The 22,175-nt window shown below is 66.3% G+C and carries 19 protein-coding genes; 14 read left to right on the top strand and 5 right to left on the bottom strand.

The features are described from left to right. Positions 1–79: 79 nt before the first annotated feature. The 4 genes from MJ601_RS10985 to MJ601_RS11000 all read right to left on the bottom strand — a co-directional run bounded on the left by MJ601_RS10985 (position 80) and on the right by MJ601_RS11000 (position 6,053). On the bottom strand, positions 80–2,086 hold the full coding sequence (locus tag MJ601_RS10985) for a TonB-dependent receptor (RefSeq protein WP_242126274.1): 2,007 nt from the start codon (positions 2,084–2,086) through the stop codon (positions 80–82). A 66-nt stretch (positions 2,087–2,152) separates the two neighbouring features. Further along, on the bottom strand, positions 2,153–2,536 hold the full coding sequence (locus tag MJ601_RS10990) for a hypothetical protein (RefSeq protein ID WP_242126275.1): 384 nt from the start codon (positions 2,534–2,536) through the stop codon (positions 2,153–2,155). 208 nt (positions 2,537–2,744) lie between these two features. Next, complete coding sequence (locus MJ601_RS10995) at positions 2,745–4,865, bottom strand: glycosyltransferase (protein WP_242126277.1); 2,121 nt, start codon at positions 4,863–4,865, stop codon at positions 2,745–2,747. Between the two features lie 6 nt (positions 4,866–4,871). Then, the gene (locus MJ601_RS11000) at positions 4,872–6,053 is read right to left on the bottom strand and encodes an HlyD family secretion protein (protein ID WP_242126279.1); all 1,182 of its coding nucleotides are present in this window, start codon (positions 6,051–6,053) and stop codon (positions 4,872–4,874) included. Positions 6,054–6,286: 233 nt separating this feature from the next. On the opposite strand from MJ601_RS11000, the gene MJ601_RS21935 reads away from it, so the two are divergent. The 4 genes from MJ601_RS21935 to MJ601_RS11015 are packed head-to-tail and all read left to right on the top strand — an operon-like array spanning position 6,287 to position 9,551. After that, entirely contained in the window at positions 6,287–6,421 is a 135-nt protein-coding gene (locus MJ601_RS21935; protein ID WP_281061261.1) for a hypothetical protein, read from the top strand. After that, positions 6,411–7,400: an ABC transporter substrate-binding protein gene (locus tag MJ601_RS11005; protein ID WP_242126280.1), complete on the top strand. Its 990-nt coding sequence runs from the start codon at positions 6,411–6,413 to the stop codon at positions 7,398–7,400. The genes MJ601_RS21935 and MJ601_RS11005 overlap by 11 nt, the downstream gene beginning before the upstream one ends. A 6-nt stretch (positions 7,401–7,406) precedes the next feature. Further along, positions 7,407–8,591, top strand: coding sequence for an acyl-CoA dehydrogenase family protein (locus MJ601_RS11010; RefSeq protein ID WP_242126282.1), 1,185 nt, complete (start codon positions 7,407–7,409; stop codon positions 8,589–8,591). Between the two features lie 15 nt (positions 8,592–8,606). Then, positions 8,607–9,551: a D-isomer specific 2-hydroxyacid dehydrogenase family protein gene (locus tag MJ601_RS11015; protein ID WP_242126284.1), complete on the top strand. Its 945-nt coding sequence runs from the start codon at positions 8,607–8,609 to the stop codon at positions 9,549–9,551. A 4-nt stretch (positions 9,552–9,555) separates the two neighbouring features. On the opposite strand, the gene MJ601_RS11020 is transcribed toward MJ601_RS11015, so the two are convergent. Continuing rightward, positions 9,556–10,392, bottom strand: coding sequence for a LysR substrate-binding domain-containing protein (locus tag MJ601_RS11020; RefSeq protein ID WP_242126286.1), 837 nt, complete (start codon positions 10,390–10,392; stop codon positions 9,556–9,558). A 288-nt stretch (positions 10,393–10,680) separates the two neighbouring features. Here MJ601_RS11020 and MJ601_RS11025 point away from each other — a divergent pair, with 288 nt between their 5' ends. The 10 genes from MJ601_RS11025 (at position 10,681) to MJ601_RS11070 (ending at position 22,169) form a co-directional block, all read left to right on the top strand. Beyond that, positions 10,681–11,499, top strand: a complete 819-nt coding sequence (locus MJ601_RS11025; protein WP_242126287.1) for an ABC transporter permease — start codon at positions 10,681–10,683, stop codon at positions 11,497–11,499. Between the two features lie 2 nt (positions 11,500–11,501). Further along, entirely contained in the window at positions 11,502–12,311 is an 810-nt protein-coding gene (locus MJ601_RS11030) for an ABC transporter ATP-binding protein (RefSeq protein ID WP_242126289.1), read from the top strand. Then, positions 12,308–12,922 (top strand): cysteine dioxygenase family protein, encoded by a 615-nt coding sequence (locus MJ601_RS11035; protein ID WP_242126291.1) that lies wholly within the window; start codon positions 12,308–12,310, stop codon positions 12,920–12,922. Before MJ601_RS11030 ends, MJ601_RS11035 begins: the two co-directional genes overlap by 4 nt. Then, entirely contained in the window at positions 12,919–14,181 is a 1,263-nt protein-coding gene (locus MJ601_RS11040) for a rhodanese-like domain-containing protein (protein WP_242126293.1), read from the top strand. Before MJ601_RS11035 ends, MJ601_RS11040 begins: the two co-directional genes overlap by 4 nt. Positions 14,182–14,198: 17 nt before the next feature. Continuing rightward, the gene (locus MJ601_RS11045) at positions 14,199–15,287 is read left to right on the top strand and encodes an LLM class flavin-dependent oxidoreductase (protein ID WP_242126295.1); all 1,089 of its coding nucleotides are present in this window, start codon (positions 14,199–14,201) and stop codon (positions 15,285–15,287) included. 3 nt (positions 15,288–15,290) lie between these two features. Next, on the top strand, positions 15,291–16,250 hold the full coding sequence (locus tag MJ601_RS11050) for an aliphatic sulfonate ABC transporter substrate-binding protein (protein ID WP_242126296.1): 960 nt from the start codon (positions 15,291–15,293) through the stop codon (positions 16,248–16,250). Positions 16,251–16,406: 156 nt separating this feature from the next. Continuing rightward, entirely contained in the window at positions 16,407–18,992 is a 2,586-nt protein-coding gene (locus tag MJ601_RS11055) for a TonB-dependent receptor plug domain-containing protein (RefSeq protein ID WP_242126298.1), read from the top strand. Then, positions 18,967–19,932, top strand: a complete 966-nt coding sequence (locus tag MJ601_RS11060) for an ABC transporter substrate-binding protein (protein ID WP_242126300.1) — start codon at positions 18,967–18,969, stop codon at positions 19,930–19,932. Before MJ601_RS11055 ends, MJ601_RS11060 begins: the two co-directional genes overlap by 26 nt. Positions 19,933–20,014: 82 nt before the next feature. After that, entirely contained in the window at positions 20,015–20,806 is a 792-nt protein-coding gene (locus MJ601_RS11065) for a class II aldolase/adducin family protein (protein WP_242126302.1), read from the top strand. 13 nt (positions 20,807–20,819) lie between these two features. Beyond that, positions 20,820–22,169 carry an LLM class flavin-dependent oxidoreductase gene (locus tag MJ601_RS11070; RefSeq protein WP_242126304.1) on the top strand — a complete coding sequence of 450 codons (1,350 nt, stop codon included), beginning with the start codon at positions 20,820–20,822 and terminating at the stop codon, positions 22,167–22,169. Positions 22,170–22,175: the final 6 nt, after the last annotated feature.

The following is a 22,175-nucleotide window of genomic DNA, read 5'->3' on the forward strand; positions in this document are numbered from 1 at the left end:
GGGATCGTCCTGTTGCCGGCGTTGCGGGCGGCGCGCAATCCTGATGGATCGACGCCGCCACGAACCGGCTGCCGGCCGATCAGAATGTCGACAGTTTCAGCGTCGCCATGATCCTGCGGCCGGGCATCACGACATCGTCCTTGTTGAACGCCGTAGCCAGCCGCTGCACGTCGTTGGTGAGATTCTGGCCGGTGATCCCCAGTTCGATGCCCGGATAGCGGGTGAAGGGCCTGAAGGCGATCTGGCCGTCCAGCGAGACATAGGATGGCGTCGGCGTGTCGAACTGGCCGGCCTTGTCCTGCCGCCCGGCATAAATGAGGTTGAAACCCGTATCCAGGCGATCGCCCGACCAGTTCAATCCGCCGCCGATGCGATAGGGCGGGATGCGCGGCACATTGTTGCCGTCGTCCAGCGTCGCGCGCGTATAGTCCCCCAGCATGTCGAAGCGGAAGGTGCCGTGATCGGTCTTGACCAGATCATAGCTCGCCTCCGTCTCGAAACCGCGGAAATGGGCGCCCTGCTGCCGATAGTTCAACTCGCGCAGATCGCCGTCCCCGCCGACCGAGCAGAGACCGTCGTCATCGCAGGTCCGGCCCGTCAGGTCGCCATAGATATAGTTGCGGAACCAGCTGCTGTAGACGCTGCCGTCCAGGCGGAAACCGCCGCTCCGGATGCGCAGCGTGCCCTCCAGCGAATTGGCCCGCTCCATCTTCAGCAAGGGATCGCCGGTTTCGAACGTGTTGGGCCCGTCATGCCCGCCGCGCGCGAACAGCTCGGCCATGGCGGGAGCCCGTCCCGTGCTGGAGAAGGTGAGGCCGAGCTTGATCGCCGGGCTGACCGTGTAAAGCGCGCCGATCGCGCCGCTGATCGGGGTGAACTCCCGCTTCGTGAACAGGTCGGATGCCGGCGTGCCGCTGATCTTCACATTCTCGATGCGGCCGCTGGTCTCCAGGTGCAGTCGGTCGCTCAGCCGGGTGTCTGCGAAGAGATAGCCTGCGACGCTTTCCATGGTGGAAGGGAAGAGATAGCTGCTGTCGTTGCCCACCGCCGAATAGTCGCGATGCTGATATTCGAAGCCCAGCGCGGAATTGTCGACAAAGCCGATCCGGTTGAGCAGCAGTTCGGCCCGGCCATTATATTCCTTGTTCCTGAAGGTGGTCAGAATGCTGCCGTCAGGGGCCTTCTCGTCATGCTTGTAGTTGGAATAGCTGCCGTCCAGGCTGAGCGACTTGAAGAGGCCGTTGCCCAGGCTGAAGGACGATTTGGTCATGACCTTGGTCTGCCGCATGTCGATATAGCTGCTGTCGCTGGGTATGCCGTAGCGGGCATCATATTGCGTCACCGCCACGCCGGCATGGCTGCCATTGTTCGGACCAAAGAAATAGGAACCGCCCAGCGATCCGCCATGGCCGCGGAAAAAGCTGTTCTGCTGGACGCCCAGCGGCGTGTCGTAATCGCCCGCGTCCCTGACGAAGCCGTCGGCATGAAGGGCGAACTGGCCGAGCGACGCGTCGAGCATCCCCGCACCCTGCCAAAGGTCCGACACGCTGCCATAGCTTCCTTCCACCTGCCCGGAAATGGGGTGTTCGGACAGGGCATTCGGCACGCGGTTGTTGATCACGTTGACGACGCCGCCAATGGCCTGGCTGCCATAGCGCAGCGTCCCGGCGCCGCGCACGACTTCGATGCTCTGCGCCGCCAGCGGGTCGATGGGAATGCCATGGTCCGGGCCGATGTCGGACACGTCGGACACGCTCGTCCCATCCTCCAATATGCGGACGCGGTTGGCGTCCAGGCCGCGGATGATGGGGCGGCTGGCACCCGTCGCGAAGCCGCTGGCGGCGATGCCCGGCACGCGTGCCAGCGCGTCGGATATGGTGGCCCCGCCCTGGTGCCTTATCTGGTCCGCGCCGACCGTGGCGACGATGGACGGCGTGTCGTCGCGGTCATGCGCGATCGGAGAGGCGGTGACGACAATATTGGCGCCGCCATTGGGACCGGCGGAAGAGGACGGCGCGTCATCAGCGAGCGCCGGGAAGGTGGTGAACGCAGCAGCCGCTGCGCTCGCGAAAAGCATGGCACGCATGGGAATACTCCAGGAAAACGGTTCGCTTCCCCGGTGGGCGCGGACTCGTCGTCCGCACTGGGGAAATCAGGCGATGGAGGTGCGGATTCCCGGCGGCGCGCGGCTGCGCCATATATGCCCGGCGGATGCGATCCTGAGAAAGCCGGGCGGAACATCGTCATGCCGCACGCGAACGGTCGTTCGATCCACGGGCAGGGGGAAGGGCAGCGATGGCGCCGATTCCGGCTGGAACCCGAAGTCGCAAAGCTGGCAATGCCCGGCGAGGACGGGCGTCTGCCCCGACGCGCGTGCGGACTGCGCCGCATTGGTCGACGCGATGGGGGCGGCATGGCCGATCTCGCGATGGACCTGGACCGCCAGCATGTTGAAGATGCACAGGGCCAGCGCGGCAAGCATCATCAGGATGCTGGCGCGGCTTCTTTCGGAACGGGATCGGCCCGACAGGTTCAAATCGCTGGTTCCAAACGGTAAGGCACGGCTCCGTCCCCCCTAGGGAGGTGGACGACCGGGCACAAATTACGAAAATGTAATGTTATGTCGTAACGTCCTTCGATCCCTCCATGGCAGGATCCTGGCTTTTTAACGGCTTGCGAAGCCGCAACCGGGATGATGCATATCGGCGCCAGGCAGGCTCAGGCGCAAGCCTCCGGTATCGGGATCAGGCCGCCAGTTCGCTCCGCTTCGCGCCGCCGATCCGGTTCTCGCTGGGCGCTTTCCGTTCGGCGCCCGGCACCGGCGCAAGCACGCGGGTCGCCGCGCTCAGTTTTTCCGCAACCGGTCTCTGTTCGGGAATGCGGGAAGGGGCATCGGCGATCCGCAGGTCCGCCGACCAGATGCGTTTTGCCACGGCCACCGCAACCGCCAACGCCGAAGGACGCAGGCTGTTGATCTCGATTTCATCGGTGAACAGCGACACGATCAGCCGGTCGCGAAGCTCCTCCGAATGGAAGTCGAACTCGACGCCGATGCGCCTTCCCGAGCGCCGCACGAACCCGCGCAGCAGGCCCACGTCGGGCAGCATGACCTCGATACGGTCGCCGACGCGCAGATCCGCAGGCTCCGCGACTTCGAGGCCGAGGCCGGAAATGGAAATATCGCCCTTGTCGGACCGGATCATCTGCCCCTGCGCGCCGAGCAGGGTAACGCTCTGCCGCAGGGCAAAGCGTTCCTCCCCACGGACACGCGGCTTTTCCAGGCACATCATGGCGACCAGGATCAGCATGAACATGTTCAATATGGTCCAGAAGGTGACCATGGGCAGAAGCCCGACCTGCGAAACGATGCGATAATCCGCGCTGGCATTGATCATGAGGCCCGTGAAGCTCAATGCGATCAGCGTGAGCGACGCCGACAATATGGTGCTTTCCCATGGGTTTCCGCCCGCATCGCTGCCCTTGGGCGTGACCTTGAAGACCAGCCCCTTGGGACGAAACAGCGTCTGCAGCGCGACCGGCAGGATGCGGAAGGTCTGGAACAGCGACAATATCTGGGCGGCGAGCGGATAATAGCGGCCGGGCGCCAGCAGAGTGATGCCGCTCAACATCGCCACGATGAGCGGCAAGACGTAATGAACGACCGCATTCAGATCGATGCCGACCATCGGCGCCAGATTGAACAGCAGGAAGAGGATGGGCGCGAGGACGGTGAAGACCGACTGCAGGCCCTGGGTGATCCATGCGCTGGGCAGGAACAGCAGCCGGTAGCGCAGCTTCAGTCCCGGTCCCAGCGGGCCTTGCTTCAGATATAATATCTGGATCGCGCCCTGTGCCCAGCGCTGGCGCTGGACGAAGAAGGCGGCGGTGCTTTCCGGCGCCAGGCCATGGGCCAGCGGCTCGTTCAGATAGCGGGTGACATAGCCCTGCCGCAGGCTGGCCAGCGTCAGCAGCATGTCTTCGGTGATCGATCCTTCGGGCAGCCCGCCGCCGATCGATTCGAACAGCGTCCGGCGCGTGACCGAATTCGACCCGCAGCAAAAGGCCGCGTCCCAGCCGTCGCGGCCCGGCATGATCGCTTCGAAGAAGAAGCGCTGGTCGTCGGGCATGGCCTGTTGCAGGCCCAGATTGGTCTGCATGGGATCGTGATTGTAGAAGCTGTGCGGGACCTGGACGATGCCGATCCGCTTGGAATCGAAAAAGCCCATGGTGCGCAGCAGGAAGTCGCGCCGTGGCACGAAATCGGCGTCGAACACGGCGACGAAAGGCGCATCGGTGACGGTCAGGCCATGATTGATGTTGCCCGCCTTCGCGCCCTTGTTGTCCGGCCGGTTGACATAGCCCGCGCCCTTGGCGAGGCACAGGTCGCGGACCCAGGGCCGCCGCCCGTCGTCCAGCACCCAGACCCGCGCGTCCGGCCAGTCGAGCGCCAGACAGCCCAGAATGGTCTTCTCCAGCACCTCGCGCGGTTCGTTGTAGGTGGCGATGAAGACGTCGACGGCGGGCAGGCCGGCGGCATCCTCGGCCCAGGCCGCGCGCAGCCGCGCCTCACCGGCGTCGGCCTCGACCGACCGGTTGCGCGGCCGGGCCAGGATCGCCAGCAGGATGGCGCCGTCGAACAGCGCCGCCGATTCGACGAACAGGCAGGTGAGCGGCCACCACAGCTTGCCCCACCCCTGCCCCCAGGGGATGGTCTGGGTGATCCGCCACTGCAGATAATAGAGGATGGTGCATCCGATGGTCGCGATCAGGCCGCGTCGCGAGGGCCATATCTTGCCGAACAGCAACAGCAGCCCGGCCAGCAACAGGAGCGGCGCGAACGGTGCTGTGGTGGCGATGCTGGACATGCGTCCTCAGAGCCTGCGGCTGAACCGCACCTCCGCCAGGCGTCCGACATCGCATTTCCGGGCCGCGTCGATCTGCCGGGGTTCCGGCGCGGGGAGCGCGACGTCGACGATGATCTGGCGATCCTCCGGCAGGGAATAGGTCGATGCGGCAAGCAGTTCTTCCTTGCGGCGGCCGGCCGCGCCGGTGATGTTGACCACCTGGCCCTTCATCCACTGGCCGGAACCGATCATGCGGACATCGGCCGGCGTACCCGGACCGACGACCTCGGCCTTGCGTTCGGGCAGCGCGACCTGAACGAAGCGGCGGCGGCAATCGAGCAGGTCGAGCACCGGTTCGCCCGCGCGGATGGCGGCGCCGGGGCTGGCCGTCGCGGCCCACACCAGTGTGCCCGCAGGCGCGCGATAGCCCGCCCTGGCCAGCGCATCCTTCAACCGGATGCTGGCCTGCCTGTACCGCGCCGTCGCGTCGCTCAACGTCTTTTCGATGGCCTGCTTCTGCAGCAGGAGGCGGTCGCTCTGCTGCACCGCATAGGGCGCGTCATTATAGCTGTCGCCGATGAACACGTTCGACTGCGCGGCGTTCCGCGTGACCTGGATGGCCCGCAGCCTGGCCGCCGCGCTGGAGCAGTTGCTGCTCTGCAGCGATGCCGCCGCTTCCGCCTTCTGCACCCCTGCGGGCGAGATGAAGCCCTGCGCCGCCAGCTTGCGCGTGCGGGCAAGGTTGGCGGCCTGCTCGGCGCGTTCGGCCTGACAGCCGGAAAGGTCGGCCTCCGCCGAATCCCGGTCGGCGGAAAGCCGCGCCGACATCGCCGTGGAAAAGAGTGCGGCGCGCTGCGTCAGTCGTTGATTCTGCCCCTCCAGTTCGGCCAGTTGCCGCTGGCTGAGGGCCATTTCCGCCTGCGCCATCTCCGCCTCGGCCTTCAGGTCCGCGACCTGGCCGGTATCCTGCGACAGGTTCAGCAGATGCACCTCGGTGCTCCTGTCGAAAAAGCGGCCATTGGCGGGCAGGTCGGCGACCGTGCCGTCGGCCGCCGCCGTCAGCCGGATCAGCGGCGCGTTGATCGCCGCCTGGGTGGAAACATCGTTCAACATATAGGGGGCGAACCCCATGGCGCCGCCGCCGATCAGGACGGCCGCGAACAGGATGCGCATCTTGCGTGCGCGCAGGAGATATTGAACGTCGATCATGGCACTCGCCCAGCTTCATTCCGGCAATGCTGGCGGTTTACCTTCAGTGGGTTATCATCCTGTTAACGATGTCCGATTGGAATCAGGCCGATTTCCATCGCCCCGCAGGCGTCGTCGCGGTTCGGCGTCGCCGGCGCGGATCAAGCATTTCTAATGCTTGGTTCAGCATTGCTTGTGAGACTTATCTCTACTCATAAAATAGATAAAGGTTCAATCACTCCGAAAGGACATTCATGAGCCTGTTGCATTCCCTCATCCACGGCTGGCGCCGCCTGCGCGACGCGGCGCGGCGGGAATTTCTGCGCGATCCCGAAGTCATCCTGTTCGAACGCACCCTGCCCCATCAGGAAGGCACCGGTGGCCGCTGAAATCTGGTCACGCCGGGGCCTTCTGGCCGGGGGCGCCGCGTCCTGCCTGCTGCTGGCCGGATGCGGGCGCGACAGCGGCGGCCGGCCTCGCTTGCGCGTTTCCGTGACGGGCAAGGGGGAGGGCGACACGCGGCTGCTGTTCAAATCGGCGGGGATCAAGCCGGAGGGCTTCGATATCGTCTACAGCGATTTCCAATCGGGCCATCTGGTCGTCGAGGCGCTGAACGGCGGCTCGCTCGACTATGGCGGGATGAGCGAGATCCCGCCGATCTTCGCCGCCGCCTCCACCATCCAGAGCTTCCGCCAGATCGCCGTGGCCCATGGCGACGTCAACAATCAGGTCGTGCTGGTGCCCAAGGGATCGAAGGCGCGCAGCATCGCCGATCTGAAGGGCAAGCGGGTCGGCTATGTGCGGGCCACCACCTCGCAATATTTCCTGATCCGCATGCTGGAGGAGGTGGGCCTCGGCTGGGACGACATCACGCCCGTCGCCATGGGCGTGTCCGACGGCGCCGCCGCCTTCTCGCAGGGGGCGCTGGACGGCTGGGCGATCTACGGCTTTCCCATCCAGCGCGCCATCGCGACGGAGGGCGCCCGCATCCTGCGCACCGCCTATGGCATATTGTCGGGCAACTATCTGGTCGCCGCCCATGTCGACGCGCTGGCCGATCCGGAAAAGGCCAAGATCATAGCCGAATATCTGGGACTGGTGCAGCGCGCCTTCGGCTGGGCGGCGAAGAACCGGGACCAATGGGCATCGATCATCGCCCAGGACATCGGCGTGCCGCTCGCCTATGTGGCCGACCAGTTCCGGCGCCAGAGCGCCAGTTACGAACTGCGCCCGGTGACCGACCAGGCCATCGCGTCGCAGCAGCAGGTGGCCGACCTGTTCTTCCGGCAGAAGTTGCTGCCCAAGGCCGTCGACGTGCGCCCGCTGTGGGACGCGCGGTTCAATGATTCCATTCCCAAGAGAGGCTGAAACATCATGGCCAGCCAGGCTGTCGCTCCCGAAGCTTTCCCGTCGTCTCCCACGCCGATCGGCCCGGACCTTCTGGACCGGATCACCCGGACGCTGGCGGAAACGGCGGAACATTATGACCGCACGGCGGAATTTCCCCGCGCCGGTTTCGACCTGCTGGGGCGGGAGGGGCTGATCGGCCTCACCGTTCCGCGCCATCTGGGCGGGCATGGCGCCGGTCTGTCCGAAGCCTTGCGCGTGCTGGGCGCCGTGGCGAAGGGCGAGCCGTCCACCGCCCTCATCCTCTTCATGACCTACCACTATCATTCGACGCCGGAGCGGGCGCGGGCCTGGCCGCAGACCATCTATGAAAAGCTGGCGCGCCAGGCGGTGGAGGGGCGTGGGCTGATCGGCGGCCTGCGCGTCGAGCCCGAACTGGGCACGCCGGTGCGCGGCGGCCTGCCCGCCACGATCGCCCGGCGGACGGCGGACGGCTGGGCGATCAGCGGCACCAAAATCTACTCGACCGGATCGACCGGGCTGGACTGGTTCTCGGTCTGGGCGAAGACCGACGATGACAATCCCCGCGTCGGCAATTTCCTGGTCCGCGCCGACAGCCCCGGCATCGACATCGAACCGGCCTGGGACCATCTGGGGATGCGCGCCACCGTCAGCCATGCGGTGCATTTCGCCGACACGCCGGTCCCGCTGGATCATGCCGTCGATATCCGTCCGCCGGAACAATGGGCGACCGGAGCGGCCGATCCCGGCCCTGCGATCTGGAACGCGCTGTCCATCTCGACCATCTATGACGGCGTGGCGCGGGCGGCGCGCGACTGGCTGAGGGCCTATCTCAACGAACGGGTGCCCACCAATCTGGGCGCATCGCTGGCCACCCTGCCGCGCGTGCAGGAGAAATTCGGCGAGATCGAGGCCTTGTTGCAGGTCAACCGCACGCTGATCCGCGATGCGGCGGCCCGGCATGAGGCGGGCGACACGCCGGGCGCGACGGAGGCCAACACCATCAAATATGTCGCCACGGCCAATGCGATCCGCGCGGTGGAGATCGGGCTGGAACTGACCGGCAATCCCGGCATCAGCCGCAAGAATCCGCTGGAACGCCACTATCGCGACGTGCTGTGCAGCCGCATCCATTCGCCCCAGACCGACACCATCCTGGTCGCGGCGGGACGGGCGGCGCTCGGAAACTGAGGGGCGGGACCTGAGATGTCATTGATCATCGCCAGCCAGCTGGAACCGGATTTCAACCACAGTCTCAGCCTCCATCCCTCCGGCCCGACCCTGATCGGCGTGCCGGAAGATGAGCCTTGGACCGCCGCTGGCGAGGCGGACATATTGCTGGTCCGCCCGTCGCTGGCATGGCGTCAGTCCGCTCCCGTGCGGCCGCGAAACTGGCCGGGGCGCCTGAAATGGGTCTACAGCGCGTCGGCCGGGATCGATTTCTACCCCGGCTGGCTGCTGGAGGCGCCGCTGGTCACTTGCGGCCGGGGCGTCGCCTCTGACGAGATCGCCGATTATGTGATCGCCGCCATCTACGCCCATGCCAAGGATCTGGAGTCGGTGACGGTCCGCTCGCGCGACCAGTGGGTGCAGGTTCCGCTGGGACGGGTGTCGGGCACCACCATCGGCATCGTCGGGCTGGGCGCCATCGGCACCGCGGTGGCGCGGCGCGGGCTCGCGCTGGGCGCGCAGGTCATCGGTGTGCGCCGCAGCGGCGCCCAGTCGGGCATCAGCGGCGTGGAGCATGTCCGCGACCTCGAAACGCTGGTGGCGGCGGCCGACCATATCGTCGTCGCCGTCCCCGGCACGGCGGAAACGCGGCATTTGTTCGACGATGCGCTGCTGGCGCGGGTGAAGCCGGGCGCGCATATCATCAATGTCGCGCGCGGTTCGGTGATCGACCAGGATGCGTTGATCCGCGCGCTCGATCGCGGCGCGCCGGGCTTCGCGACGCTGGACGTCACCGAACCGGAGCCGCTGCCGGAGGGGCATCCGCTCTACAGCCATCCGCGCGTGCGGCTGACCCCGCATATCTCCAGCAACTACAGCCTGGTCCGGCATCGCCTGCTGGAAAAGGTGAATGCCGACCTGTCCCGCTTCGTCCGGGGCGAAAGGCCGAGCGACGTCGTCGACCCGGTGCGGGGCTATTGACGGTTCACAGTGTCTGGACCGTCTCTCGCGCCAGTTCGGTGAGCCGCTGGGCCGCCTTGTCCAGCTTGTCGCCCGCGCGCAATATCGCTGCGACGCGGGGCAGGGCGGGCAGGCGCCCATGATCCAGCGCCGCGCTGTCCTCCAGGAACAGATGGGTGCGGCAGGTGATGCCAAGGCCGGCGCTGACGGCCGCCTTCAGCGTCGCCAGATTGGGCGTCTCGACCGTGATCCGCCATTGCAGCCCGGCATCCTCCAGCGCGCGGATCGCCGCCTCGCGGAACCGGCACGGCTCCTCCAGCACGGCGAGCGGGATCACCTCGCGCTCCGCCAGCAGGCTCTCGCCATACCAGCTCATCGGCGCGACCGTCACGGCATGGGGGTCGTTGGGCGCGGCAAAGCCCAGCACGATGTCCAGCTCCCGCCGCTCCAGCAGATTCTGCAATTCCGCCGTTCCCGCCACCCGCGCATAGATTTGCGCGTCGGGATGCAGTTCGGAAAAGCGCGAAAGAAGCCCGCTGAGCAGGGTGTCGGCGAAATCCTGGACCATCCCGATCCGCGCCGGTCCCGCGAAGCGCCCGGCGCTGACCGCCGCCACCGCCTCGTCATGCAGCAGCAGCACGCGCCGCGCATAGTCGAGCAGCACCTCGCCCGCCGCCGTCAGGTTCAGCCGCCGCCCTTCGCGCAGGAACAGCGTCTGCTGCACCAGCTCCTCCAGCCGCTTGATCTGGAGACTGAGCGCCGATTGCGTCACGAAAACCTGTTCCGACGCGTTCAGCATCGACCCGGTGTCGACGATGGCAACGAAGCTGCGCAGCAGGTTGGTGGGCAGGTTGACCGGCATGAAGATCCTCGATGGCAGAAACGGCGCCGATCCGGTGCCGGGTTCGATATGATCCTCTTATCGCCGATGTTTATATGTCAATCAAAATAGTTGAGATTTAGCCGGGGCAGAAAAATCTTCGCCGCTCTCGCCATGGCACCGAAATCCGCGGATTTGCGCGCTGGCATGGGCGTTTTTCGCGACCGGATGCCGCTTATCAGAATCCCTCATAGGTCGAGCAAAAAAAACTTAATTGAATTGGTAGACAATACATGTTGGGCTTGCGCCATCACAAACAGGGCGATGGACATGACGGCATTGACGATCGACAGGCGCGGATCGGCGCGAACGGCAGCGGGCGGTTTTTCCCTGCTGCGGCTGGGCGGGCGCTGGCTTTCGCCGGTCGTCCTGCTGCTGCTCTGGGAACTGGGTTCGCGCACTGGGCTGATTCCCGAACGTACCCTGGCCGCGCCGTCGGCGGTCATCGGCACGCTGGTGCAAATGCTGCTGTCCGGCGAATTGCCCTCCAACCTGCTCGTGTCCTTCGCCCGGGTCGCCACCGGATTGCTGATCGGCGTCGGGCTTGGGGTGGTGCTGGCCCTTGTCGCGGGGCTTTCCCGGGGCGGTGAACTGGCCGTCGATCCGTTGATGCAGATCAAGCGGACCATCCCTCCGCTGGCCTTGACGCCCCTGTTCATCGTCTGGTTCGGCATTGGCGAAACGCCGAAGGTCGCGCTGATTGCCTTCGCTTCGGTGTTTCCGATCTATCTCAACCTCTACAGCGGCATCCGCAGCGCCGACGTGCGCCTGCTGGATGCGGCGAAGAGCTTCGGCCTCAGCCGCTGGGACCAGATCTGGCATGTTATCCTGCCGTCTGCGCTTCCCTCGTTGCTGGTGGGGCTGCGTTACTCGCTCTCCATCTCGATCCTCATCCTCGTCGTGTCGGAACAGATCAATGCGTCGGCGGGCCTGGGCTATCTCATCAACAATGCCCGCGATTTCATGCGGACCGACATCATCGTCGTCTGCCTCATGGTCTACGCCATTCTCGGCCTGGGCGCCGACTGGCTGGTCCGCACCGTCGAAGCCCGCGCCCTCGTCTGGCGCCCCAGCATAGTGGAGCAATAAGCATGGACGCTCGCCTTGGATTTTCGGTCGCGCCTTTTGCCGACCATCGCCCCCATAACCAACCCCATCCCGAACCTGTCGTCAGGCTCCGCGATTTCGTCCGCCGCTTCGGCGCCAACACGATCATCGACGGGCTTGATCTCGACATCGCGCCGGGCGAGTTCATCGCCCTGCTGGGCCGCTCCGGCTCCGGCAAGACGACGCTGCTGCGCACGCTCGCCGGGCTGGACGAGGTGCGCGGGCAGGATGTGGAAGTGCCCGATTCCCGCGCCGTCGTCTTCCAGGACGCCCGGCTGCTGCCCTGGAAGCCGGTGTGGAAGAATGTCGCGCTCGGCCTCAAGGGCGACAGGGTCCGCGACCGCAGCGAAGCCGCGCTGCGGGAAGTGGGCCTCGGCCATCGCCTCGACGCCTGGCCGCTGACCCTCTCGGGTGGCGAGGCGCAGCGCGTGGCGCTGGCCCGCGCGCTGGTGCGCGAACCCCAGTTGCTGCTGCTCGACGAACCCTTTGCCGCGCTCGATGCGCTGACCCGATACCGGATGCACGATCTGGTCCTGTCGCTCTGGCGCGCGCACCGCCCTGCGGTGCTGATCGTGACCCATGATGTGGAGGAGGCGATCGCGCTCGCCGACCGGGTGCTGGTGCTCGACAAGGGACGCATCGTCGCGCAGGAACATATCGCCGCGCCGCGCGGCGAGCGGTCCGCCATTTCGGGCCGCCTGCGCGAAAAGCTGCTCTCCTATCTGGGGGGCGACGATCATGGCGAGGGCGTGCTGCCCTTCGCGTCCCCCACCTTGGCCGAGGCGGCGGAATGACTGCCCTCGCGGCGCTTGACCGGCCGGTCGATACGGGCCGCCTGCGCGGTTTCGTCACCGCCTTTGCCGATCTGCTGGCGGCGACGCGGGACGAAGGCGCGATCCTGGAAAGCGGCCGCGCGCTGCTGACCCGCTTGATCGCGAAGGACGACTGGCTGCCGGAGCCGTTCACCCGGCCCCATCCCGCCCGCTACCAGCAATATCTGCTCCACTGCGACAGCCGCGAACGGTTCAGCGTCGTCAGCTTCGTCTGGGGACCGGGCCAGGCCACGCCGATCCACGACCATACCGTCTGGGGCCTGGTCGGCGTGCTGCGCGGCGCGGAGAAGGTGGAACGCTTCCGCCGACTGCCGTCCGGCGGACTGGCTGCCGATGGCGAGGCAGTGCTGCGGGAGGGTGAGGTCGACGCCGTGTCCCCCCGCATCGGCGACATCCATCGCGTGACCAACGGCCTCAAGGACCGGCCCTCCATCAGCATCCATGTCTATGGCGCCAATATCGGCGCGGTCGAGCGGGCGACCTATGCGCCCGACGGCGCGCCCAAGACCTTCATATCGGGTTACGCGAACGGCGTGATCCCCAACCTATGGGACAGATCGGGAAACCTATGACCACCGACACGCTTGACCGCGTCCAGACTTCCACGCCACAGGACATCCGCAGCGCTCTGCTCGTCGGCAGCGAGATCGCCATCATCGACGTGCGGGAGGAACATGAATTCGCGCAGGGCCATCCGCTCTTCGCCGCACAGATACCGCTGCGCCGCATCGATGAGGAGGCACGCTGGCGCATCCCGCGCCTCGCCACGCCGATCGTCGTCTACGATAATGGCGAAGGACTGGCGCGCAAGGCCGCCATCCGCCTGGAAGCGCTGGGCTATACCGATGTCCGCGAGCTGGACGGCGGCCTCGCCGCCTGGCGGGACGCGGGCTATGAACTGTTCGAGGACGTCAACAGCTATTCCAAGGCGTTCGGCGAACTGGTCGAACATCGCCGCCACACGCCCAGCCTCGCCGCGGAGGAAGTGCAGGCGCTGATCCGCGAAAAGGCCGACATCGCCATCCTCGATGCCCGCCGCTACGACGAATATAACACGATGAGCATCCCCACTGGCACCAGCGTGCCCGGCGCCGAACTGGTGCTGCGCGCCCAGGCCATCGCGCCCGATCCCGACACGACGATCATCGTCAACTGCGCGGGCCGCACCCGGTCCATCATCGGCACCCAGTCGCTGGTGAATGCCGGGCTGCCCAACAGGATCTTCGCCCTGCGCAACGGCACCATCGGCTGGACGCTGGCCGGGCAGGAGCTGGAAACCGGCCAGACCCGCGTTGCGCCGGAAGTCGACAACCGCACCGCGTCCGAAGCCCGCGCCCATGCCCGCGACGTCGCCTACCGCGCCGGGGTGAAGCATATCGGCTGGGCGGAACTCGACGCGTTCAAGGCCGATACGGCCCGCACCCTCTATCTCTATGACGTGCGCCAGCCCCGCGAATATGAAAGCGGCCATCTGCCCGGCTTCCGCAATGCGCAGGGCGGCCAGCTCGTGCAGGAAACCGATCACAACGCCCCGGTGCGCGGCGCCCGGATCGTCCTGGCCGACGATATCGGCCCGCGCGCGGACATGACCGCATCCTGGCTCGCCCAGCTCGGCTGGGAAGTCCATGTGCTCGATGTCGACTGGTCCGCCGTGGTGCTGGAACGGGGGCCGGACGGCGCTCCGCCCCCGCGCGGGCCGGAGGGCCGCTACAAGCGCCCCTATGAGGGCACGGACAACAAGGCAGCCGCCATGCAGGCCTATCTCGACTGGGAATATGGCCTCGTCGCCCAGCTGGAGCGCGACGGCACGCACGGCTTCTACGTCATCTGAATTTCGGGAGCAGCATCATGACCGTCAGGTTCATCGGCTATATCGGCTTCAACAACGGATCGGAAACGCAGGCCGCGGTGCGCAGCCGCGTGCTGGACAAACATTATGTCGAGGCGGCGGCGAAGGCGCAGGAGGAGGGCGGTTTCGACCGTGTCCTCATCCCCTTCGGCTCCAACAGCCCGGAAAGCCAGATCGTCGCGGCCCATGCGGCGGCGATCACGACGAAGCTCGGCTTCCTGGTCGCGCACCGGCCCGGCTTCACCCAGCCGACCGTTGCGGCACGCCAGCTCGCCACGCTGGACCAGCTTTCGGGCGGCCGCGTCGCGGTCCACATCATCACCGGCGGCGCGGACGAGGAAATGGCGCGCGACGGCGACACCGGCACGGTGAAGGCGGAACGCTACGCCCGCACCGACGAATATCTGACCGTGCTGCGGCAGGAATGGACCGCGTCCCAGCCCTTCGACCATCAGGGCAAATATTATGACATCCGCCAGGCGTTCAGCGCGATCAAGCCTGATCATCTGCCCGTCTTCTTCGGGGGATCGTCGGAAGAGGCGATCGAGGTCGCGGGCCGCCATGCCGATGTCTATGCGCTGTGGGGCGAAACGCTCGAAGCGGTGCGCGACACGGTGCGCGCCGTCCGCAAGTCGGCGGCGCGCCATGGCCGCGACCCCGGCTTCTCGCTTTCGCTGCGCCCGGTGATCGCCGATACGGAGGAAGCCGCCTGGAAACGCGCGGCGGAGATCGAGGAACAGGTACGCGAAAACCGCCTTGCCGCCGGGCTGCCCATCACCGGCCACCGCCCGCCCAATGCCGGGTCGCTGCGCCTGCTCGACACCGCCAGCAGCAACCGCCGCGACACGCGCCTGTGGACCGGGGTCGCCGCGCTGACCGGGGCGCAAGGCAACAGCACCGGCCTTGTCGGCACGCCGGAACAGGTCGCCGACGCGATGCTCGATTATTATGATATCGGCATCGATCATTTCCTGATCCGTGGCTTCGACCCGCTGGGCGATTCCATCCTCTATGGCCGGGAACTGCTCCCCGTCGTCCGGCGCAAGGTCGCGGAACGGGAGAAGACCGGGCTGGCGCTGGCGGGCTGATTCATGTCGAAACGGAAAGTCGCCCTCCTGTCGGCGACCCTTGTCGCGGTGGCGGGCATCGGCTTCGCCGCCGCGAACTTTAGGGGCAAGGACGACAAGATTTTGCGCGTCGCCAACCAGAAGGGGCAGGTCAAGGCGATGATGCTCGCTTCGGGCGTGCTGAAGGGCGCGCCCTACAGCGTGGAATGGTCCGAATTTCCCGCCGCCCAGCCCTTGCTGGAGGCGGTGGGCGGCGGCGCGGCCGACCTCGGCCTTGCCGCCGACGCGCCCTTCATCTTCGCCTATCAGAGCGGCAGCCCGGTCAAGGCCATCGCCGTGCAGGCGCCCGCCGCGCAGGCCGCCGAAGCGCTGGCGATATTGGTGAAGAAGGGATCGCCGATCCGTTCGGCGGCCGATCTGGCCGGACGCTCGGTCGCGACCACGCGCGGCTCGATCGGCCATCACCTGCTGCTCCAGGCGCTGGAGCGGGCGCAGATCCCGGTGGACAAGGTGCGCGTCACCTTCCTGACGCCGGGCGATGCCAAGGCGGCGTTCGACAGCGGCGCGATCGATGCCTGGGCGACATGGACGCCCTATACCAACGTCGCGATCAAGGAAGGCGCGCGGACGGTCGCCGATGCGAAGGATTACGGCCTGCCGCTCTATATCGACATCGCCCACGCCGATTCGATCGAACCCAAGCGCGCGCTGATGGCGGATTTCCTCCAGCGGGAGGCAAGGGCCGTCGCCTGGGCCCGCACCCATCCCGGCGAATTTTCGCAGGTGCTGGCGAAGGAAACCGGCCTGCCGCTCGACATCGCCCGCGCCAGTTTCGACCGCAACAACCGCGTGTCGCAACCGATCGACGGCAAGGTGATAGCGCATGAGCAGGAGATTACGGACCGGTTCCGCAAGGCCGGCCTGATCGCCGGCAATCGCGATGTCGCGCAGGCCTTCGACACCAGTTTCGGCAAGCGCGAATAGAGCGGCGGATCGATCGGATCATGATCCAAGAAAATCTTCGACTTTGAAAAGATAATCCATGATTTAATTTTAATCATGGATCGATGATCGAAGTCATTTCTCAATAGCGATGATAGAAAATAGACGACCCCCATCTAAAAAAAGGGGGATATATTCATGAAATATACCGGGTCATATCTTCATTCCACCGCCCTTGCGGCGGCGCTGCTTTTCTCGACGCCGCTGGCCGCGCAGACGGTCGCGACGCCGGATACGTCGGCGGATGCAGCGGGGGACAGTGGCACCATCATCGTGACCGGCGTGCGCGGCGCGCCCCGCACGGTGGCGGAAAGCCCCGCGCCGATCGACGTGGTCGGTGCGGAGAAGCTGCAGGGCACGGGTTCGGCGGAGTTTGGCGAGGCGCTGTCGAAACTGCTGCCGTCGCTGAACTTCGGCTCCACCAATGCGGGCGTCTTCTCGATCGGCCGCCCCGTCACCAACCGGGGTCTCTCGCCCGCCTACACGCTGGTGCTGGTCAACGGCAAGCGGCGGCACAATGGCGCCTTCCTCAACAACAGCCCGACCGACACGTCGGGCGTCAACCCGGTCGACCTCGATCTCATCCCGACGAGCGCGATCGACCGCATCGAAGTGCTGAAGGACAGCGCCGCCGCCCAATATGGTACCGACGCCATCGCCGGGGTCATCAACATCCAGCTCGCGAAGAAGGAGGGGCTGAGCGGCGATTTCACCTATGGCACGCTCTACAGCGCCAACGGCAGTCCCGACAGCTGGAAGGGCACCATCCGCTACGGCACGAAGATCGGCGACAATGGCGGCTTCCTGACGATCAGCGGCGATATCCGCAAGCGCGGCGGGGCGTGGTGGAACCTGCCCGCGACCGACACCAACCTCTATGGCCTGCCGTCCGGCCGTACCGTGGACCAGGTGGTGGCGTCCAGCGGCCTCACCCGCGCCCAGGTGCTCGCCAATGTCGCGGCGGCCAACGCCCGCAACGCGCAGTGGAACCGCGACGGCGCGCATAATGGCGATCCCCAGATCAAGGCGTTCAACCTTGGCTACAATGCAGAACTGCCGGTGACGGACAATGTCACCCTCTACAGCTTCGGCACCTATGGCGAACGCGACGCGCAGATCGGCAATAATTTCCGCCGCCCGAACGGCACCGCCAATTTCACCGCCCTTTTTCCCGACGGCTATTATCCGCTCAACAATATCGCTGAGGATGATTTCCAGTTCGTGGGCGGGCTGAAAGGCGTGCTCTGGGGCTGGGACTATGATGTCAGTTCGTCCTTTGGTCGCAACTACAGCCACCAATATTCGAAACTTTCGATCCGCCCTTCGCTGGGACCGGACAGCCCGACCTATTGGCCCAATCTCGCCAATTTCGAATTCCGCCAATGGACCCATAATGTCGACCTGCACCGCAGCGTCGACATCGGCCTTGCGAAGCCGCTCGAAATCTCGGTCGGCGGCGAATATCGGCTGGACCGGTTCCGCACCTTCGCGGGCGATCCGCTCGCCTATCAGCCCGCGACCTACACGTTCAAGCCCGGCGACCAGCAATATGACTGGAATGTCGGCCTCGCCGCCTCGCCCGTGGTGCAGGGGGCCATCGTCCTGTCCCCCGCCGACCAGGCCGATATCAGCCGCAAGGTCTATGCCGGCTATGTCGATCTCGGCATCTATCCGCTCGACGCCTGGTATATCGGCGCCGCGATCCGCGCCGAACATTATAGCGACGGGTCGGGCAGCCCGATCGGGCTGAAGCTCAACAGCCGCTATGAATTCAGCCCCGCGCTCGCCATTCGCGGCACGGTGGGCACCGGCTTCCGCGCGCCGTCGCTGACCCAGATCGGCTATGCCCAGACCGACGGGCGCACCGCGCTGGTCTTCAATCCGGCCACCGGCGTCACGGAACTGCGCCCGACCGTCGCGAAGCTGGTGACGGCGGATTCGACCGTGGGCCAGTTGCTGGGGGCAAAGCCGCTCAAGGCGGAAAAGACCTGGAATGCCGGGCTGGGCCTCGTCTTCACGCCCGCGCCGTCGCTCTCGGTCACGCTCGATGGCTATTATATCCGCATCAGGAACCGGATCGAGCGCACCGGCCGCCTCTTCGGCACCGGTATTTCCAGTATCCTCGCCGCCAACGGCCTGTCGGACATCCAGCAGGTCGAATATTTCATCAACGCCGCCGATACCAGCACGCGCGGTTTCGACCTGGTGGCGGACTATTCGACCGGCCTTGGCGATCTCGGCAAGCTGGGCGTGACGCTGGCCTTCAACTATTCCAGGACGAAGGTCACGAACGTCATCGACACGCCGTCGCAGCTTTTCGCCGCCAACGGCACGTCGCTGCTGGGCGCGGGATCGGTCTTCTTCGGCGGCGACAAGATCGGCGAGCTGGAGGTGCTGCAGCCGCACACCAAGCTGGTCAGCACGTTCAACTGGTCGAAGGGTATTTTCGGCATCAACGTCACCGCCACCCGCTACGGCAAATATACGCAGCGCACGGCGGCGGGCGACGACCGCCATTTCGGCGCGAAGATCATCACCGACGCCAGCATCAGCGCGAAGGTGACCCGGTTCGCGACCCTTTCGGTCGGGGCGACCAACCTGTTCGACGTGCGGCCCGAAACCAACGGGCCGGGCAGTCCGCAAACCGGGCAGGGCTATTATGGCCCGTCGCCCTTCAACCCGGCAGGGGGCTATTATTATGGACGGATCGCGCTTGCTTTCTGATCGGCGCGGCTTTCTGGCGGGCGCCGCCGCGCTTGGCCTCGCCGCCTGCGGCGGGGCCGGGAAGGGGGGACGGGTGAAGCTCGTCCTGGGCGATCAGGTCCACCTCCTCCAGTCGAAGATGGAGGCGGCGGGCGCGCTCGACCATCTGTCCTACGACATCCAATGGGCCAATTTCGCCGGGGCGGCCCCGCTGCTGGAGGCGCTCAACGCCGGGGCGGTGGACACGGCCCCGGCGGGCGACCTGCCCGTCATCCTCGCCGCCGCCGCCGGAGCGCCGCTGCGGATCGTCGCCGGTTCCCGCTTCTCGCCGCGCGACGTCGGCATCATCGTGCCGCCCGGATCGCCGATCCGCAGCCTTGCCGACCTGCCGGGCCGCCGCGTCATCGTGTCGAGCGCGCGGGGCAGCATCGCCCATTATCTGCTGCTCGAAGCGCTCAAGGAAGCGAAGGTCGACCGCCGCCGCGTCGACATCGGCTTCATGCTGCCCAACGACGCGGCTGCGGCCTTTGCAGCCGGGCGCGTCGAGGCATGGGCGACCTTCGGCCTCTACCAGATCGCGGCGGAACAGCGCGGCGCGCGCATCCTGCGCGACGGTCAGGGGATCAGTTCGGGCCTCGGCCTGATCGCCGCGTCCCGGGCCGCGCTCGACGATCCGGCAAAGCGCGCCGCGCTGCGCGACGTGCTGGCGCGGTTGCAGCAGGCCAGCCTCTGGGCACAGGCCCATCCCGATGCCTATGCCCGCCTCTTCGCCCGCCAGACCGGCGTGGACGCTCCTCTCGCGAAACTGGTCGTGGAGCGGGAAAACCCCGTGCTGATCGCCTCCGACGCCGCCGTCACCGTGCCGCTCCAGCGGGTGGTCGACCGCTTCTACGCCGACGGCGAACTGCCTGCCCATGTCGAAGTCGCGAAGCTGGTCGAGCCGGGCATCTTCCCTGCATGAGCAGCTCTCGGCAACGGTTCAGAAATCCTCATTGGGCGGCGCGCCCCCGCTCTGTCTACACTCTGCGCAAAGGAGTTCAGCCATGGCCACCATCTTGAAGGATGATCGTTTCCGCCATTCGGACGTCAGCGAAGCGGAATGGAAGGTCCGCGTCGATCTGGCCGCCTTCTACCGCCTCTCCGCCCTCTACGGCTGGGACGATTTCATCTACACCCATATCTCCGCCCGCGTGCCGGGGCCGGAGCATCATTTCCTCATCAACCCCTTCGGCCTGATGTTCGATGAGATCACCGCGTCCAGCCTGGTGAAGGTCGATCTCGACGGAAACGTCATCGGGGAAAGCGACTATGGCATCAACTATGCGGGCTATGTGATCCACTCGGCGATCCACGGCGCGCGGGAGGACGCTCATTATATCGCCCATTTCCACAGCGCCGACGGCATGGCGGTCTCGGCCCATGCCGAAGGGCTGCTGCCGCTCAACCAGCGCGCGCTGGGCCTGATCCCGCGCCTTTCCTACCATGATTATGAGGGCGTCGCGCTCAACCTCGACGAACGCGAGCGGCTGGTCGCCGACCTGGGCGACACCAGGATCATGCTGCTGCGCAATCACGGCACGCTGGCGCTGGGATCGACGCCGGGCGAGGCGTTCAGCGGCATCTATCATCTGGAGGAAGCCTGCAAGGCGCAGGTCCGCAGCCTCAGCATCGGCCGCGACAAGGTGCTGATCGCGCCCGAAGCCGCGCAGGAGGAAGTCCGCAACCAGATCAGCCGCGAACGCAAGCCGGTGGAGGGGGCGAAATCCCACGACCAACTGGTCTGGGAGGCCGCCCTGCGCAAGGCGCAGCGCCAGTCGCCCGGCTTCGACGCCTGAAAGCACCAGGGCCATGAGCAAGCGCCAATTGAAACTGGGCCTCGTCCCCACCGGCGTCGGCGGTCCCGGCGACAGCAACCGCTGGCTGGACACGGACATCCCGCTCGACGCCAGCGTCAATATCGACTGGTATGTGGACGTCGTCCGCCAGGCGGAGGCGGCGAAGTTCGACCTCGTCTTCATCGTCGACAGCCAGTTCATCACCGCCCACTCGCCGCCGCACTATCTCAACCGGCTGGAGCCGCTGACGCTGCTCTCCGCGCTGGCGACGGCGACCAGCCGGATCGGTCTCGTCGGCACGCTCACCACCTCCTATAACGATCCCTTCAATCTCGCCCGCCGCTTCGCCTCGCTCGACCTCATCAGCAAGGGGCGAGCGGGCTGGAACGTCGTCACCAGCGGGGACGCAGGCACGGCCGGGAATTTCAGCCAGCCCGAACATTTCGACTATGACACGCGTTACCGCCGCGCCGTCGAATTTCTGGAGGTAACCCGGGGCCTCTGGTCGTCTTGGGAAGAAGGCGCCCTGGTCCGCGACCGGGCGACCGGCCAGTTCCTCGATCCCGAAAAGCTCCACCGGCTCGATCACCAGGGCGAATTCTTCCAGGTGGTGGGGCCGCTCAACATCCAGCGCTCGCCGCAGGGGGAGCCGGTGATCTTCCAGGCGGGCGACAGCGATCAGGGCCGGGATCTCGGCGCGACCATCGCCGACGCCATCTTCACCCATGCCGCGACGATCGAGCAGGGGCAGGCCTTCTACGCCGACCTCAAGGGCCGCGCGACGCGCCTGGGGCGCAACCCCGACCATATCGTCATCCTGCCGGGCTTCACCGTCACCGTCGGCGACACCGATGCGCAGGCGCACGAGATCGCCCGGCATTATCGCCAGCTCGACCAGAGTTTCGACCAGGCGCTGGCCGAATTCGGCCGCCCCTTCGGCTGGCACGATTTCCGCCAATATGATCCGGACGCGCCCTTCCCGGCGGAGGCGCTGGACCATGCGAAAAGCAGCTTCTACACCCAGGCGAAGAAAGTCACCGACCTCGCGGTCGCGGAGGGGCTGACCCTGCGCCAGACGGTGGAGCGCGCCAGGGCGGGGCGGGTCAGCCCCTTCACCGGCTCGGCCGAAACCGTGGCGAACGAGATCCAGCGCTGGTTCGAAGGCCGCGCGCTCGACGGCCTCAACGTCCATCTCGGCCACCCGGCGCAGTTCACGCGCTTCGTCCGCGAGGTGGTGCCGATCCTGCAGGATCGCGGCCTGTTCCGGCGCGACTATGAAGCGGACACGCTGCGCGGCCATCTGGGCCTGCCGGTTCCCCAAAACCGAAACCGGCAGCAGCACGGCAGGCGCGATGCGGCCTGACGGCGG

Origin of the sequence: Sphingobium trunci (assembly GCF_022664535.1) — a bacterium.
Lineage (GTDB): Bacteria > Pseudomonadota > Alphaproteobacteria > Sphingomonadales > Sphingomonadaceae > Sphingobium.